The organism is Paenibacillus sp. S150 (assembly GCF_019352175.1).
Taxonomy (GTDB): Bacteria; Bacillota; Bacilli; order Paenibacillales; family Paenibacillaceae; genus Paenibacillus_AQ.
Genome location: NZ_JACBYI010000047.1, coordinates 14,958 through 29,984 on the forward strand (window position 1 = coordinate 14,958; position 15,027 = coordinate 29,984).

The 15,027-nt window shown below is 48.7% G+C and carries 11 protein-coding genes; 3 read left to right on the forward strand and 8 right to left on the reverse strand.

Translation table 11 applies throughout. The features are described 5' to 3' along the window. Window positions 1-680 precede the first annotated feature (680 nt). From HYD27_RS27360 to HYD27_RS27370, 3 genes are all read right to left on the reverse strand, one after another. On the reverse strand, window positions 681-3,215 hold the full coding sequence (locus HYD27_RS27360; RefSeq protein WP_219220583.1) for a transglutaminase TgpA family protein: 2,535 nt from the start codon (window positions 3,213-3,215) through the stop codon (window positions 681-683). Further along, window positions 3,184-4,440: a DUF58 domain-containing protein gene (locus tag HYD27_RS27365; protein WP_219220584.1), complete on the reverse strand. Its 1,257-nt coding sequence runs from the start codon at window positions 4,438-4,440 to the stop codon at window positions 3,184-3,186. Before HYD27_RS27365 ends, HYD27_RS27360 begins: the two co-directional genes overlap by 32 nt. A gap of 251 nt (window positions 4,441-4,691) precedes the next feature. After that, window positions 4,692-5,990: a polysaccharide deacetylase gene (locus HYD27_RS27370; protein WP_228745380.1), complete on the reverse strand. Its 1,299-nt coding sequence runs from the start codon at window positions 5,988-5,990 to the stop codon at window positions 4,692-4,694. A 166-nt stretch (window positions 5,991-6,156) separates the two neighbouring features. Between HYD27_RS27370 and HYD27_RS27375 the strand changes: the two genes are divergently transcribed. From HYD27_RS27375 to HYD27_RS27385, 3 genes are all read left to right on the forward strand, one after another. Then, window positions 6,157-6,831: a DedA family protein gene (locus tag HYD27_RS27375; protein ID WP_219220588.1), complete on the forward strand. Its 675-nt coding sequence runs from the start codon at window positions 6,157-6,159 to the stop codon at window positions 6,829-6,831. Between the two features lie 1,403 nt (window positions 6,832-8,234). Continuing rightward, window positions 8,235-8,789 (forward strand): hypothetical protein, encoded by a 555-nt coding sequence (locus HYD27_RS27380; RefSeq protein ID WP_219220590.1) that lies wholly within the window; start codon window positions 8,235-8,237, stop codon window positions 8,787-8,789. Between the two features lie 130 nt (window positions 8,790-8,919). Continuing rightward, the gene (locus tag HYD27_RS27385; RefSeq protein WP_219220592.1) at window positions 8,920-9,741 is read left to right on the forward strand and encodes an AraC family transcriptional regulator; all 822 of its coding nucleotides are present in this window, start codon (window positions 8,920-8,922) and stop codon (window positions 9,739-9,741) included. A gap of 58 nt (window positions 9,742-9,799) precedes the next feature. Here the strand turns inward: HYD27_RS27385 and HYD27_RS27390 are convergent, their stop codons facing one another. From HYD27_RS27390 to HYD27_RS27410, 5 genes are read right to left on the reverse strand one after another with little or no spacing between them, the layout of a single operon-like run. Next, on the reverse strand, window positions 9,800-10,921 hold the full coding sequence (locus tag HYD27_RS27390) for a nucleotidyltransferase family protein (RefSeq protein WP_219220593.1): 1,122 nt from the start codon (window positions 10,919-10,921) through the stop codon (window positions 9,800-9,802). Beyond that, window positions 10,914-11,576: a dTMP kinase gene (locus HYD27_RS27395; protein WP_219220595.1), complete on the reverse strand. Its 663-nt coding sequence runs from the start codon at window positions 11,574-11,576 to the stop codon at window positions 10,914-10,916. The genes HYD27_RS27390 and HYD27_RS27395 overlap by 8 nt, the downstream gene beginning before the upstream one ends. 38 nt (window positions 11,577-11,614) lie before the next feature. Beyond that, on the reverse strand, window positions 11,615-12,895 hold the full coding sequence (locus tag HYD27_RS27400; protein ID WP_219220597.1) for an adenylosuccinate synthase: 1,281 nt from the start codon (window positions 12,893-12,895) through the stop codon (window positions 11,615-11,617). A 20-nt stretch (window positions 12,896-12,915) separates the two neighbouring features. Next, on the reverse strand, window positions 12,916-13,911 hold the full coding sequence (locus HYD27_RS27405; RefSeq protein WP_219220599.1) for a radical SAM/SPASM domain-containing protein: 996 nt from the start codon (window positions 13,909-13,911) through the stop codon (window positions 12,916-12,918). Between the two features lie 13 nt (window positions 13,912-13,924). Continuing rightward, entirely contained in the window at window positions 13,925-15,025 is a 1,101-nt protein-coding gene (locus HYD27_RS27410) for a (d)CMP kinase (protein WP_219220601.1), read from the reverse strand. Window positions 15,026-15,027 lie beyond the last annotated feature (2 nt).

The following is a 15,027-nucleotide window of genomic DNA, read 5'->3' on the forward strand; positions in this document are numbered from 1 at the left end:
CTGTGAGGATAACGGTATATAACTTGACTTCCAAAAAGCCTGTGAATGTGGCGTTCTCCCGTTGTGCGAGTGTGCAGTAGGAAGGGTCAAAGCTGGAAACTGCAGAAGGGGGTGGTGGTCAAGCATAAAGTGGCTATGTCGTCCTTTAACCGGTGCGTGCAGCCTTTTTTTGTTTGGGGTTGCCGGGGCTGCTTAGAGTTACCTCTTGCATGGTAAACCTATACTTCTCCAGTAATTCCATGCCGCCTTGGGCCGCAGGCTGTAAAGGCAAGTCCAAGTGGAAAAAGTGAATCTAATTCTCCCCATCTCACTCCTAAACAAGCGACTAGTGGGAAAAAGTGAACCTAATTCGGCCGTTTGGCGCCCTTGCAGATGATTTCGCTTAATTTAAATCTACTAATTCCCACTAACACTGCTGCTGGATACTTTTGAGCAACTTTAAGTGTACTTTTTCCACCTCACTCACCTCCAGCTCCCCGCGGCGGGCGCTGCATGCATGAAAATTTCATAGAAAGGGAGGGAGGGAGGGAGGGGAATTAAGTTTCTGAAACATCGAGCAGAAATCACTCCGTTGCATACAAATGGACGTGTCCCTTTCAGCCGGAAGCAGAAGGTTACTTGAGGGCGCGATACATATAAATGCAGGTCATCCGCTGCATTAGCAGCAAATGGCCTGCTGATCAAGTCAGGCGAAAGGTGATCGCCAGACAGCTGATGACAAAGGCGGCTGCATCCGTTTCAGCCTTCCCGCTGGAGGCGGATACCGCAGCCCGGCGAAGCTCCTGGGGTGGGCTGGTCATCGCTGCACGGGACACCGCTCGGCGGGACGGCAAGTCTGCCGGGACGGACGCCGCTCGGCGGGACGGCGAGTCTGCCGGGACGGACGCCGCTCGGCGGGACGGCGAGTCTGCCGGGACGGACAACCGCGGCGGCGCCGGCGCGGCAGGACTGCTGTACGCCAGGGCTTCCCACTGGCGTATGAACTGCCGGAGCGCGGCGCGCAGCCGCGCATCCTCAATGGCCAGGGAGGCGGCGTACTCCCTGGCAGTCACCCCGGGCGGCGGCGGGCCGTACCGCGCCGCCAGCCCGCGCCAGGCCAGCGCGGCTGCGCGCAGCTGCCGCTCGCGGCTTACCCTGCCGGCGCGCCGCGCCGCCGGCAGCAGGGCCAGGCACCGCCGCCAGCGCCAGGCGGCGGCCAGCCCCAGCAGCGCCGCGGCTGCCGGCGCAGGCGGGTTACCGCCCGCCTGCGGCAGGGCGGACAGGGCGTCCGCGCCGAGCGCAGCGGACGCGGGGCTTCCCTGCGGCGCGGAGCCAGCCGCCGCAGGAAGTGCCGCCGGGCCTGCGGCAGCGGCGAGAGCGGCAGCGGGCGTGGGGTCGAACGGGACCCAGCCCGTGCCGGGGAAGTAGACCTCCACCCAGGCGTGGGCATCGCCCTGGGTGACGTCATAGCGCGGCGGCACAGAATCTGCCGCCAGCGTGCCCGGCCCGTAGCCCTGGACATAGCGGGCCGGAATGCCGATGCTCCGCAGCAGCACGGTCATAGCTGTGGCGAAATGCACGCAGTAGCCCTGCTTCGTGACAAACAGAAAATCATCAGCGAAATCAGCCCCGGAAGGCGGCACCCGGGTCTTCAGGGTGTAGGTGAAGCCATTCTGCAGGTAATCCTGCACGGCATAGACAGCGTCATAGCGGGTACCCGCAGAAGCAGTGAGCCTCCCGGCCAGCGCAGCAACCCTTGCAGGCATACGCTCGGGAAGCTGCAGATATTGATTGCTCACTGACAATGGATCCGTTCCCTCGGATGCCCGCAGCACAGCCGGATCACTTTCGGGAAGTACGGAGTCCACAGTATATTCCGCAACTCTGGCCGAACCGCCCGCCTCCGGAAGACGGAAGCTGTTCTTCTGAGGATTGGCCAGCACATAGCCAAGCCGGCTTCCGTCGGTCAGCATTACGCTTTCGATATCAGCAACCGTTCCCGCGCTGAACAGCGGAAGCCCCCCGGAAGAGGGTACCGCGAATTGGAACCGTTGTTGAACATGCCTGCGGGTTCCCCCTGCCCCCCCGGCCTGATCCTCCTCTGCGGGAACAGGCAGACCTGTCAGACTAAGCGGCAGAAACGCCGCTCCATCCCTGATCCAGCGGCGCCCGTCATAGTAGGCAATACTCTCCCCCCGCCAGTAGGACGGCTGATTGGCAAAAACACTGAAAGCAGCTTCGGAACTGGGCGACAACGGAGAGCCAAGCTCTGCGTCCTCTGAGCTGTAGCCGGTGCTGCCTGACTGGAACCGGAGTTCTCCGGACGGCTCCTTCATCCGCTCTGCCGCCGCCCATTCCTGCATCTTGTCCATAACCGGCTGCAGTGTAATCGGGCCATCCGGCCGAGCTCCGTACAGCTGCCCTCCCGTCCAGGCCGACAGCGTAATGATTAACGCTGCGGCCAGTGCAAGCCCTCCCCAGCGCGCGTAGGGCAGAGAAGCGCTTCCGGTCCGGTCTTTGAGCCTCAGCAGACTGTTCAAGGCCTGCATCCACAGTATCAGCCCCAGGGCAACTATAACATCGCCGGTTGTTCTTACGGAAAAGCCCATATCGAGCGCCAGAAGATAAACCAGGGTCACGAGGGTAAAGAGCGCCGTGCTGCCTCTGTACAGCGCAAGCTGCTGTACGGAACAGACCAGCAGCCCCCAGCCGAGCACCAGAATCAGCAGGCGGCTGTCTCCGCTTAGCGCTGAGAGCTGACCTGAGAAAAGCAGCGCAGCGTCCCCCGGAATCTCCGCGGCGTACAAGCCCAGCCAATTCAGCCCCTCATTGCCGGAACATATGTGGAACCAGGTCAGGAACATCATGGCGAACTGCACCGCAAGCTGCAGGGAATTAGGAAGCCGCAGGCTTCCCCACAGCAGCAATGCTGCGGCGGCCAGCATCAGGATCCGCAGCAGCCGCAATGTATCCGGCTCCATAGCAGACCGGAGCAGCGGAAGCAGCCATTCCATGAATAAGCCCATAATGGCCAAAGAGAACAGAAGCCGATAATGCAGGGGGATACTGTCCCTGTAATCAGCTTGGCTGTTCTCCGCGTTGTACTGAGTGCTTAAGACCTTATGCGTTTCTGCCTGCCGCATCCTGTGTTTTTTCCACACGCCCTGCGGGCCGGTCAAGATTCCGGCCATATCCGGATGCCCGCTAACCAAGCGTTGTCCTCTCCGGGAATCCATGGATCTCCACCCCCTTGTCTCCGTTAGACGGTGAACCCCCGCCCAAGCAATATAGACAGGCTCCGAGCCTGGTCAAGCCGGCGCCAATCGTTGCGGCGCGGCCCGCTTGATTCTTGGTTAAGCCTCCGCCTGGCTCCGGAGCAGGCTGATCCCAGACATAATACAGTTCAACCTTTACTCCCTGCACCAGGAAGCGGGCGAGAGTACGGGCAGATTCTTCGTCCAGCCGCCCGGTAATGACAGCAACCGTCATCCCCGGAATCCAGCTCCGCGAGGCATCCTCCAGCAGAGCGCCCAGAGGACGCCCTCCATCGGGTGAAATTTCCGTGAGCATATCCTGCACTCTGCCCGGAATTTGGCCGAGTCCCTCATGTCTGGCTACGCCTTCCGGCCATCCGCCGCTGAAAAGCTGAACATAGGAGCCGGATTGCTCGGCGGCCAGCAACAGGCCCATTGCGGCGGAGACGGCACGCTCGAATGCAGCGGGTCCGGCGCCGCGCCGGCTTCGCGGTGCCAGCGCACCGTACGGAATTTCATATTCGCCCGGACTATTGGCAAGAACGATGCAGGACATCCGCCCTCCCTCCCGCTCCGGCACCCGGCTCTGCAGCGTTCCCTTGCGGGCGCTATTCTTCCAGTGAATTCTGCTGAGCGGATCTCCGGGGGCATACTCGCGGATTTCTCCGGCTTCAGCATTATAGTTACGGGTTCGGCCGCCGATTGTCATGTCTCCCGCTTTTGCGCTGCCGTATGAAACCGCTCCGCCTATATACAGAGGTCTCGGCCGTACTTTGAAGCTGCTGCCTTTACCGGACTGACAGCCGCCGGTGAACAAGCTGAGCATATCCCCCCAGCTTACACTGCATCTGTGGAGCCGGTGTATGCCCCTTGGCATATCCTGCAGCTGGTAGGTGAAGGCCAGCGAACGCCGGAATCCCGGGAAAAGCAATTGCTGGTGCTGTCCTCCGCTCCACTGGTCGAATATAACCATCCACGGCAGGGGAAGCCTTGTCTTGAAGCTGACCCGCACTTCCACAGTCAGCGTATCCCCTGCCGCCAGGCTGACAGGAGAGAGGCTGTGCGCAACCGCCACCTGATGCGGACCCAGCAGCTGCAGCAGCATGCCGCCCAGCATAAGAACTCCGCTGGCCGCCAAGAGAAACAGCAAGGTCTCCCCTCCCCGCCAGGCATACAGGGACCCGATAACTGTTGCCACTGCCAGCATTCTCAGCCACTCTCCCAAGGCGCTGCGGCCACGCCGGACAGACAGGCTTCCAACCTTGTTTATGTTATTTTGTTCTTTCCGTTCAAGCGGCTTCTGATCGATTAATGATGAAGAGGACAATGGGCTACCCTTCCTTTGGTCATAGACTAGCTCCCTGCAGCATACCCGCTTAAGCGATATGCATATCCGGAGCCTGTTACTGTCTATTCTTCCCACGAAAAAGAGTGCCCAGACATCAGCTTTTCTTCATTTCAAAGCGCTGTTACCCTCCGCTCCTCCGCATTCACTGCAGCAGTCAGCGGCGGATGGCCGACAGCCTCCAGCACCGCGCGCAGCGGAACCCACACCGAAGAGCCGATGATTTGCACATCCGCGCTGCGGATCTGCTGTCGGCCATCCGCATCAGTCACAATCAGCTGCTTGCGCAACGTATCCGCTTCCACAGTCCGTCCGTTCCAGACAATCCCGGCGCTGCGGCTGGCCGCATCCCAGCTGACCTGTCCTCCAAGCCGTTCCACCAGCGCACGCAGCGGAACCATATATTGTCCATCGCTGATGCTGTACTCCCCGGGCAGCAGCTTGGTTTCCAGGAGGCCAACCTCCAGTGCCAGTGTCTTGCCTGGCGTAAACAGCTCACGGTTAGGAATAATATTCGCAGCAATCCAGGCCTGGGAGGGCTGCGCACGACCCGCTCCCCCGGCATTGGCGGACACTCTGAATTGTACCGGCTGCACCTCTCCATCCAGCATACCGAAGGCATAACCGGCTGCCTTGTAACGCTCGATAATCTCCGGCAATGCCCCGGCGCTCTGCTCATGTCCTCCTCCGTCATGCAGCAGCAGGATCACCCGGGAAGCGGTCAAATCCGCCACGGATTCCTTCAAAATATCCGCAGCCGGTACCCCTTTGCTCCTGGAATCCCCGCTGTCCGCCGTCCAGTCCATTACGGAATAGCCTGCCTGCTCCAGCAGACGGAAATATGTTTCGTCGAAATGCCCGGACGTGCCGCCGGGAGCCCGCACAAGCTGTGGCCGTACCCCCGTGATGTTCCGGATAATCTCCTCGGTTTGCTTGATTTGGGACCAGAACTGCGTAAATCCGCTGTATAAATCATGGTAATTGTGATTATAGGTATGATTGCCGATGGCATGTCCCTGTTCCCATATGGCATTGATCAGCTCCGGATGGCTTTGGGCCTGTTCCCCTAGCACAAAGAAAGTTGCCTTGACCCCCTGCTGGCGCAGAATCTCCAGAACCTTCGAAGTGATCTTGCTGGGACCGTCGTCAAATGTTAAGTAGACAGTTTTTGCCGTTGCCTGTGAATTGTTGCGGACCAGGGAAATTGCCGGAGTAGCAGAAGTGGCGTCCGGCTGCGGCTGAAGCTTGCCGGGGACCGGGGAGGCCGGGGGCAATTCTTGCGTCAGGGCAGCGGGAAGATTATTCTTATAGAGTACAGGCGAGCTGCCTGCGGACTGCAGTGAAGCTGTTTTCCCCTCCGCTGTCCACTGTGCGCCGCCCCATCCTGCCGCTACAAATATTAGAACTGCCATAGCAGGCAACCCGCTTAGAACTATCCGGCGGATATGATTTTTTCGGCTACCCTTCATCTTCTCTACCTCCAGCATTCTATTGGCACTTCCATGCCGTTTGGTAGATTGTATGAAGACAAGCCCCGAAATAGAATTAGGCATGGAGCCTTTGGAGAGTGACAATCTTATGGAAATGCTGAAATGGATACAGGAATTGTTCGCCAGCTACGGCTACAGTGTACTTTTCTTTGGACTTCTTCTGGAGTTTGTGGCACTTCCTTTTCCGGGAGAGACCACTATGGCTTTTGCGGGGTTTCTGTCCTATACCGGCAGGCTTGACTTCATCGTGCTGGTTGCCGTGGCTTTTGCCGGCACTACAGCCGGCATGACTGTGACCTACTTCATCGGCCTTAAGGCCGGACTTCCTTTTATACAGCGGTATGGAAAATGGTTCCTGTTCTCGCAGGCGAAGCTGGAAAAGACGCAGAATTGGTTCGAGCGCTACGGCAGTGTACTGGTTTCCATCGGCTACTTCGTCCCCGGGGTACGCCACTTTACCGGGTATTTTTCCGGTATTATCGCCCTTCCGTTCCGCAAGTTCGCCCTCTATGCATACAGCGGCGGCTTGCTTTGGGTAGTTCTTTTTCTGGCAATCGGAAAAGTATTCGGCCCGCAGTGGATGGGCATCTTTCACCTGTTTGAGCAGTATTCACTCTGGATCGCCTCCGGCATAGCAGTCATCGCAGCGCTGGTTATCCTATACCGCTACCGGCATAGAATCAGCTTCCGGCTGCACCGGCGCAAAGCAGGCATGAAGCTGGAAGCCAAAGTGAAAGTCAAGGTTAAAGAACCTTACAAGTGAAGGTCTCAGCTGTAACGCCAGTCAATTGCCCACAAATAAATTCAAGAATACCGAAGATTCTAATGAGTGTATGAATATTTCCGGAAAGACGGAAGCCTCTGTTAAAATAGGCCGTTTGCCCTCCATCGTCATTCTGCTGATGAACCGGCCCAAGAAGCTGGCCGTGCAGCATCGGCAAAAAAGGGCTACCTCAAGCCATGGTGACGGTCTCGTTCATATTAGTACTCGTAGGAACCCTCCGCACCTGCGGCGGCTTCAATCATACAGGACCCGCCGATTTGATATGAAGCCCGAATGTCCTCACCTTTTTTATTTCCATTCCTCACTGCTTTGCCTTATAAAATCCATGATACAGCTTCATTAGTGCTCCTTCTCATTCATGATACATAATTCTGGTTTATCGCTCTCCTTTGCAAGGTTCCGCTGCGTCCGCTCCTCCCCTCAGATGTCCAGGCCGAAGCGGCCGACAACGACTCCCTTCTCCCGGTCATCCAGAATAGTAAGGTTGGGTAAGTTTATCTTTTCTTGATCTTCAGTTCATGGACTGCGATCTGCGATCCTTCTATATGTAACTGTCCATCCTGCATGAAAAGTCCGCTTTCCTGAGAAAGACAAGCCGGCATGTTCTCCAATTCTCCAAGCTGCGCAACGATCTGTACTCTTCAGCTTGAGACTTCACTAAATTTTCGATATTAGACATTATAGGATCTTTTGTTCAAAATTCATTTTGCAAACCTCATTTTTTCTTAAAATATCTATAGTTGAGGGTCAAAATAAAACTTGACGATAGGTCAAGAGGAGTAATACCATAAGATTGATAAAAACCCTTTAAATAGAATTTGAACGGGAGAAAGATTTTGGAATTTATGTTTAAACGTTAAGAAATCGGGGTGTATGTTATGGAGATAAGTCTTTATATGAAATATCCTATAATCACTTGTTATCCTAATCATGCAAATTTAATTTCTGTCATCTCGCAAAATGAAAACTATACCTCGTGGTTTTTAAATAATTACATTCAATTATTCGCTGATAAAAATGATTACAAAAAGAACCTTCTAAGGTTGGATTTTTACACAAATAATCTTTGGCAATCTTGCCCCTTTGTTTATTATCAAAAAATATCACGGCAGTTTTTATCCAAATTCAACACTTCCATTATTGACTTCTGCATTGAAGCACTCGAACTATCTTCCTATATTTACTTTCTGGTCGACGTATTTTATATCTCTAATTATCAAAGCGCTTATAAAAAATGGCACAACGTTCATGATATTTTTATTTATGGTGTTGATTTGTAAAATAAAATATTCTTTGCTGCAGATAATTTCAGCAATGGTAAATATACATATCAAAAAGTTTCCTTCGATGAATTGTTATTAGGTTATACGAATGTGGAGGAGATGGCCTTAAATGACTGGATTGAAGGTATTGTTCTTTTGAATTATCGGGAGAAAAATAATTTCTTTAACTTAGAGCATAATTATAGATTTGATTTAAATAAAACAATAATGGAATTGCAAGATTACTTAACCTCCTACGAAACGCCTATACATTATTGCAATCCTTACGAACAATGGATGATGCATGCAAGCGATATGGCATTTGGTTTGGAAATTTACGATGTGATAATTCATTTCTTGGACAAGGTTTATGAAGCGGAAGATAAAAGACCCTTTTTTGTATTGCATGAGCATAAAAAACTGATGCAAATGAGAATTAATTTTTTACAAAAAAAGCTGGATTTAGATTGTGATATCCTATTTCAAGAGTATTCAGCAATCGTAAAAAAATCAAATATTGTAAGTATGATTTATTTAAAGTACACAATTACTAAAAATGAAAATATTAAAAAAAATATCATTCACGAATTACAAATTATCAAGGATAAGGAAGAGGGAATTTTAAATGAACTTTGTAATTTGCTAATTAAGTATAACGATAATGCTGACCGGTAGTTATTTGTTCAAATAATGTAAGACTGTAACGAAAAACATATATTCTTACAGATAGTAACATAGTTATCAGTTTTTCAAGCTCAATAAATAGTATAATAATTACATAATTATACTATGGGAAGTGAACATATTGCTTCGAATTGAATCCATTATTTCCGATGTATTCATTCCGTCAGGTAGATCATTCACTTGGAACTCAGCAGCAAATGAGTGTTTATTCATAGAGCTTTTGCATCCTTTAAAGCTGGAATGGAATACTTTTGAAGTACAATTAGGAGCCGGCAGCTGCTTCTTAGCGCGAACATTCATATTGCGAAACACTGCTCAAAAACCGGCAGCAGTACGTGTAATCAAGCTTTACATTAAAGAAGCAGCATTGGATTTTGCTAAGCCTCTTTTTTTCGATTCTCTTTGCAGAGAAAGCCTTTTGCTCCAGAGACTGTTTACTTCGCTATTCCAAGACCACTCCAAACTAATGGAAATTGAAAAATCAGTATTCCCTTTGTTGAATCAATGGATTAATCACCTTCAATACACCATATCCCCTCTCAATCTTCACCGCAGCATTGATTCAAGATTAATCAAAATTAATCGTTACATGCGGGCTCACCATGAGGAAATAATCACACTGCAGCAACTGGCTGAAATGCTTCAATGCAACCCGGTTTATTTTAGTAACACATATACGCGAGTTTTCAATATATCACCGATTAAACATTTACAAAAAATGAAAATGGATACGGCAATGAAGCTTCTGAACAGCAGTAATTTAAGCATCAAAAATATTTCGTCGCGACTTGGGTATGTTTCTCATTCACAATTTTCCAGCATCTTCAAAAAACATTTTGGATGCACCCCCTCGCAATATAGGAAGGATTTGAAACATGTGATGCCTCTGCTTTTTTCAGAAGCTGGAACTGCTCGCTCTCCGTACACAGATAAATTTCGATAGAAGAATCTACTAAAGACATTACACAATTCGAGGTTGAATGTTAATGTATCTAACTCCTTTACAAAATTCCCTCTTTGCTATTATGGTCAAGAGCGTCCTCAAGTCTTAATTTCTGATTAAAGATTCTTTGTGTCCAAGCTGTTGACCAGTAGAGCTTCTCCCCCAATTTATTGTAATAATAATCCACCAGATGAATATCCGTGATATACTTCTTCAGTTCATTCGGAACTGCTGTATCTCCGAATAATTCAACAATGCAGGTAATCACATACTGCACCGGTTCCTTGATCTGATAACGAAGAATTAAGGAATGGACACAATCCCAGTCTTCTATTCTCTGACAAGCAAGTATGACATCCACATATTTAATCAGCTGTATGTCCCCAAAATTATATTGCCAGCAAACCTGCCAGCAAAAGAAAACAGCTTCATTATATAAGTGAAGAATTAAATATAACAGCAATTCTTCGACTGCCGGACCCAATATGGCTAGATCATTGTGCGAATGCCATTGTTTCCTTTCCAGGAAAGCACTTGCTGTAAATTCAGGGAAACCGGGATAATCACGGTGCCCTTTCCAAGACAGTGAATGGTTAACGTCAATCGAGATTTCGCTTGGTCTATGATGATCCAGACGATGAAATTCTACGGTTTCGTGTGTATGCAATTCTTTGAGTACAATTTCTCCCCGGTCAGCCTTTTTAAAAATTTGTGAACCAATCTCCACAATTCCTTGTTGATATCCACATTTCTCCAGAATAGATTTCACAGCTTTTAGTTGGCTTTTACTTACCAGAATGTCAAGGTCCTCATAAATGCGGCAGCCACTTCTGGGATACAGCAGCAACGAATTCAGCGGTCCTTTCATGATTACCGCATTTATATCATGTTCCAAAAGCATTTCCGATATGGAGGATGCTTCCTGCTGAAATTTCATATCCGTCTCAGCGGCTTTTTCCGAGAAAATACGCAATAGCTTCAAAAAATTAGCATTTAATAAATGAGCTAATCTGCTGTCCACGATTTCATGGTACACTATGGGCAAAATCCGATGAAGGGTTCCCTGATACAAAATATGATTCCACTCGATCTCCAACATTTCGTTTTCCGTAACTTGAGAAGAATCCAAACTTAAAAACTGTTTTAATAGATTGATAAGGAACTGATCATGTTTACTCATGTCCGACCTTTCCTTTCAACAATGCAATGATTTCTTGATGAATGACTTCTTTGCTTCTGCTTGCATTGCAAACTTGAATACTTGGTTCATTAGTTATCAATACATCATATCCTTTTTTTCTGGTCAGCAAATTCTCCATTTCCTCATGCTCTTTAACTGGTTTGCCCCGGGATAGAATTCTATTATAGGCTTCGGCAGGAGTTATCTCTAAGTAAACATTAGTACTTAAAGATACTATACTGTTCAGCATATCCCATCCATGTTCAAAGTCATTGGAGAACAAATATTGCTGTTCGATATATAAATCAAATACACTTCTGTCCAAGATAACATTCCGCCCAAGCTTCATCTGATTGATAACCGTATGTAAATAAAATTGCAGGTATTCAAAAGCGATGAGATAAGAAATGAATTTTTGATTAATCATTCGGGAATGCTGGTAAAGATATTGAAGCGTGTCGTGAAATGCTTTATTATCTGTAATTTTATGATGAAACACAGTCGTGTTCTCTGCGCCTAAAGCCTGCTTTAAAAGCTCAGTTTGTGTAGTTTTTCCTGAGCCGTCAAGTCCAGAAAAAGTTATCAATTTGCCTTTGAATTCTTCGACAGGCAAATGTATTTTTTCTGATAAATACATAGGTTTCATATCAATCATCTTCAGCTCTCCTAAAATTCTTGTATAAGTAAGATGAATTACATCTTCTCCATCAATTGTTCCCGCCTTGGACCATAGGAAATCCATTTAATAGGAACACCAATCAGCTCCTCTAAGGTCAGTACATATTGTCGGGCCAGTTCCGGCAGATCTTCAAAACAACGGACTCCTGAAATGTCTTCCTTCCATCCCTGCAGCTCCATATATACCGGTTTCGCTTGATTAAGCTCCTCAGCTGCCGGAAATTCTTGCGTCTGAATTCCATTAAGCTCATATGCCACACATACAGGAATCGTGTCCCGGTAACCCAGCACATCTAAATTAGTCAATGCAATTTCCGTGGCCCCTTGCAGCATACAACCGTAGCGCGTGGCTACCGCATCGAACCATCCCATCCGGCGCGGACGGCCGGTCGTAGCTCCATATTCACCGGCATCTCCGCCGAGGCGCCTCAGTTCATCGGCTTCCTCTCCAAAAATCTCATCTACAAACGGACCCGCTCCCACACAGCTGGAGTATGCTTTGGTTACAGCAACAATCCGCTTAATGGCATAAGGGGGTATCCCTGCTCCCACAGCTGCAAAACCGGCTAAGGTCGAAGATGAGGTTGAATACGGGTAGATCCCATTGTCCGGGTCCCTCAGCGCACCTAACTGTCCTTCAAGTAATATTTCCTCCCCTCTGCGGTTAGCCTCTTGGAGGAACATAGTTGTATCGCAAACATAACTCTTGATCCGCTCTCCGAGCTGTATTAATTCATCGGCAATCGAATCAGGACACAGGCTTGGTTGACCGTATAAATGCTCTAACAGCACATTTTTTGAGACTAAAGAATGGGCCAGCTTAGCGCGAAGCAGCTCGATATTAAATAAATCCGCTACCTGAATTCCCAGCTTGAGATATTTGTCTGAATAAAACGGGGCAATCCCGGCCTTCGTCGATCCAAAGGCATGTTCCCCCAGCCTCCGCTCCTCCAGCTCGTCAAACCATTTGTGATACGGAAGCACGACCTGTGCCCGAAGCGAGATACGTAATGCTGGATCTGGCACTCCCCTGCCCGCCAGTTCATCAAGTTCACTCAGCAGCTTAGAAATATCAAGGGCAACACCTTGTCCGATGATGTTCGTTACATGAGGATGAAAGACGCCTGAAGGAAGCATATGCAGCGCAAACTTTCCAAATTCATTGATAATCGTATGCCCGGCATTGGCTCCTCCCTGATAGCGCACCACAACGCTGCATTTGGCTGCAAACGCATCCGTAATTTTCCCTTTTCCTTCGTCTCCCCAATTTGCACCTACAATCGCCGTACCAGCCATGTCCCATTCTCCCCTCATTGTTATACTAATTGATTGTATGATTTACTTAGATGGCAGCTGTAATAACAGCCGTCACATTGACGAACCAGTGCCTTGCTCCTAAATTCGTTCAACTTTGGAGATTTCCATAATGAATGTAGACTGCTCTCACGTACATCCCCTATCACTTCCCCTCCCCAGCAGGACAAAAGCTTCATCTCTTGATTAATCAGGATTTGTGTAAATGCGGCATAACATTTAATGGGGGTAAAGTGCCGCTCCAGGAAATACCTTCCAATATTTTGAAGATACTGAATCTCGTTGTAAATCGGATATCCCCCCTCCTTCAGCGCCACGCTCTTCTTGAAGAATTGATCGAGCTGGTATATATCATCGCTATCGGGCTGATAGGCTGCTCTTAAATCAGCACTCATATTACTTGTGTCAATGGGCTGAAACTGGATGGGAAGACTCCGTTCGATACAGTAATGTAACAGTTCCTCCAGGTGGTGCAGATTTTGTTTGTGCACTGTACAGCAGATCGAGAGATTCAGCTCCGGGTACTCAGCAATAATATGTTCAATATGATCCAAAATCACCCTGTTGCCGATTCCTCTTGTCCGTCTATACACATCAGGATGAAGACAATCCAGTGAAATGCCCACTTTTTGACAGCCGCTATCAATAAGCTGCTGAATAATACGGTCTGTCAGCATCGTTCCATTTGTAATTAGCAGCGGATCAAGCTCTAATGTGCGGGTGTAACGGAGGATGTTGATAAATTCCTTGTGCAGCAAAGGTTCCCCGCCTGAGAATAATACTTGTTCAATTCCCAATTCTTTTGCATCTAGTATTATTCCGGATATCATCTCTATTGAAGGAACGGATGACGATGAATCCTTCCAATTGTTACAATATTCACATTTACTGTTGCATTTCGGTGTAATCCCAATGCTTAATTGATAAGGTTTGATCAGCTCCCAATTCCCGGATGTTTCAGCGGCAAGATGCTTATACTGTTGATGATAGCTCGCCATCTCTCTCCCCCCTTTATTCATTTATGTTAATCACTTTTAAATGTTTAATAATCTGTGATTTCACTGCCAGGTGCCGAAAAAAGGTTGTTCTAAATGAAAAGCTGGCTTCCACCGTTGAGCACTCCTGTGAAAGCAGCTTAAGCAAGTCGCGCTCAGATGAACCAATCAGCAGATTATTTCCGAACAAGTGCGGCCTAATATAATTTTCGTACAGTTGGGAAGGAGAATGTTCCTGTGCAGCTTTTAAAACGACCACAATGCTGTGCTCTGTATCATCAGTTATTTCAGGGATGCAGTTATAGTCTAAATAGCCAATCCGGGCAGCCTGACTGCGGAATTGAATTTCGCCGGAATCACTCGGAATGATCCTGGAAATTATGCAGCCATGATTGCCCAGACATTCAGCCCATTGATATAGGGATTCAGCGCCGCCCTCCAGGCACAACAGGATTAACGAAACTTTCTTTTCTCCCCTAAAATACTCCCTGTACCGCAGCATCTCATTCAATGTGTCTTCAGGTGTAAATAATGTGCTGTCTATATATACCAGCCTATTCTCTTCACCCGTGAAGCCAGCCATAAGCATTTGGTCAACGGTATCCCGCTTATTCGCGAGATGCAGCACTTCTTCACTTTGTTGCCGACTTCTCCCTTTGATTTCCAGCTCCAGTGCGATACGCTTGCTGCGTTCTTCCTCCGAGCAAAACAGATAATATGAAATCTCGATCTTTGAAAATAAAGTGTTTGTATTACGCCCTTCGATAACAAATGATCCGTTCGTCTTCAAGCGTTGCAGCGTTTCTATAGCCAAGCGTTCAATCCCCGCTTTTTTGGAAATTTCATAGCACTTCTCATCAATCTCAGGTGTGCCGTGCAAAATACTCGTTATATCCTGGGATTGGCATATCACCCTCAATGGATTCTCCAAGGAGTTCATGTCCCATTTAAATTCAAAATGATCTTTATCGAAGTTTATTCCCTTTAATTCTGCATATGAAATAGCTCTAAATATATATCCGAAGCTTATAAATTTATAACCCAGCTTTTTTGAAAGCGCGATCGCCCTTGCCGTCTTTCCAACGCCGCTCAATCCATCAATTGTGATGATTTCCATAT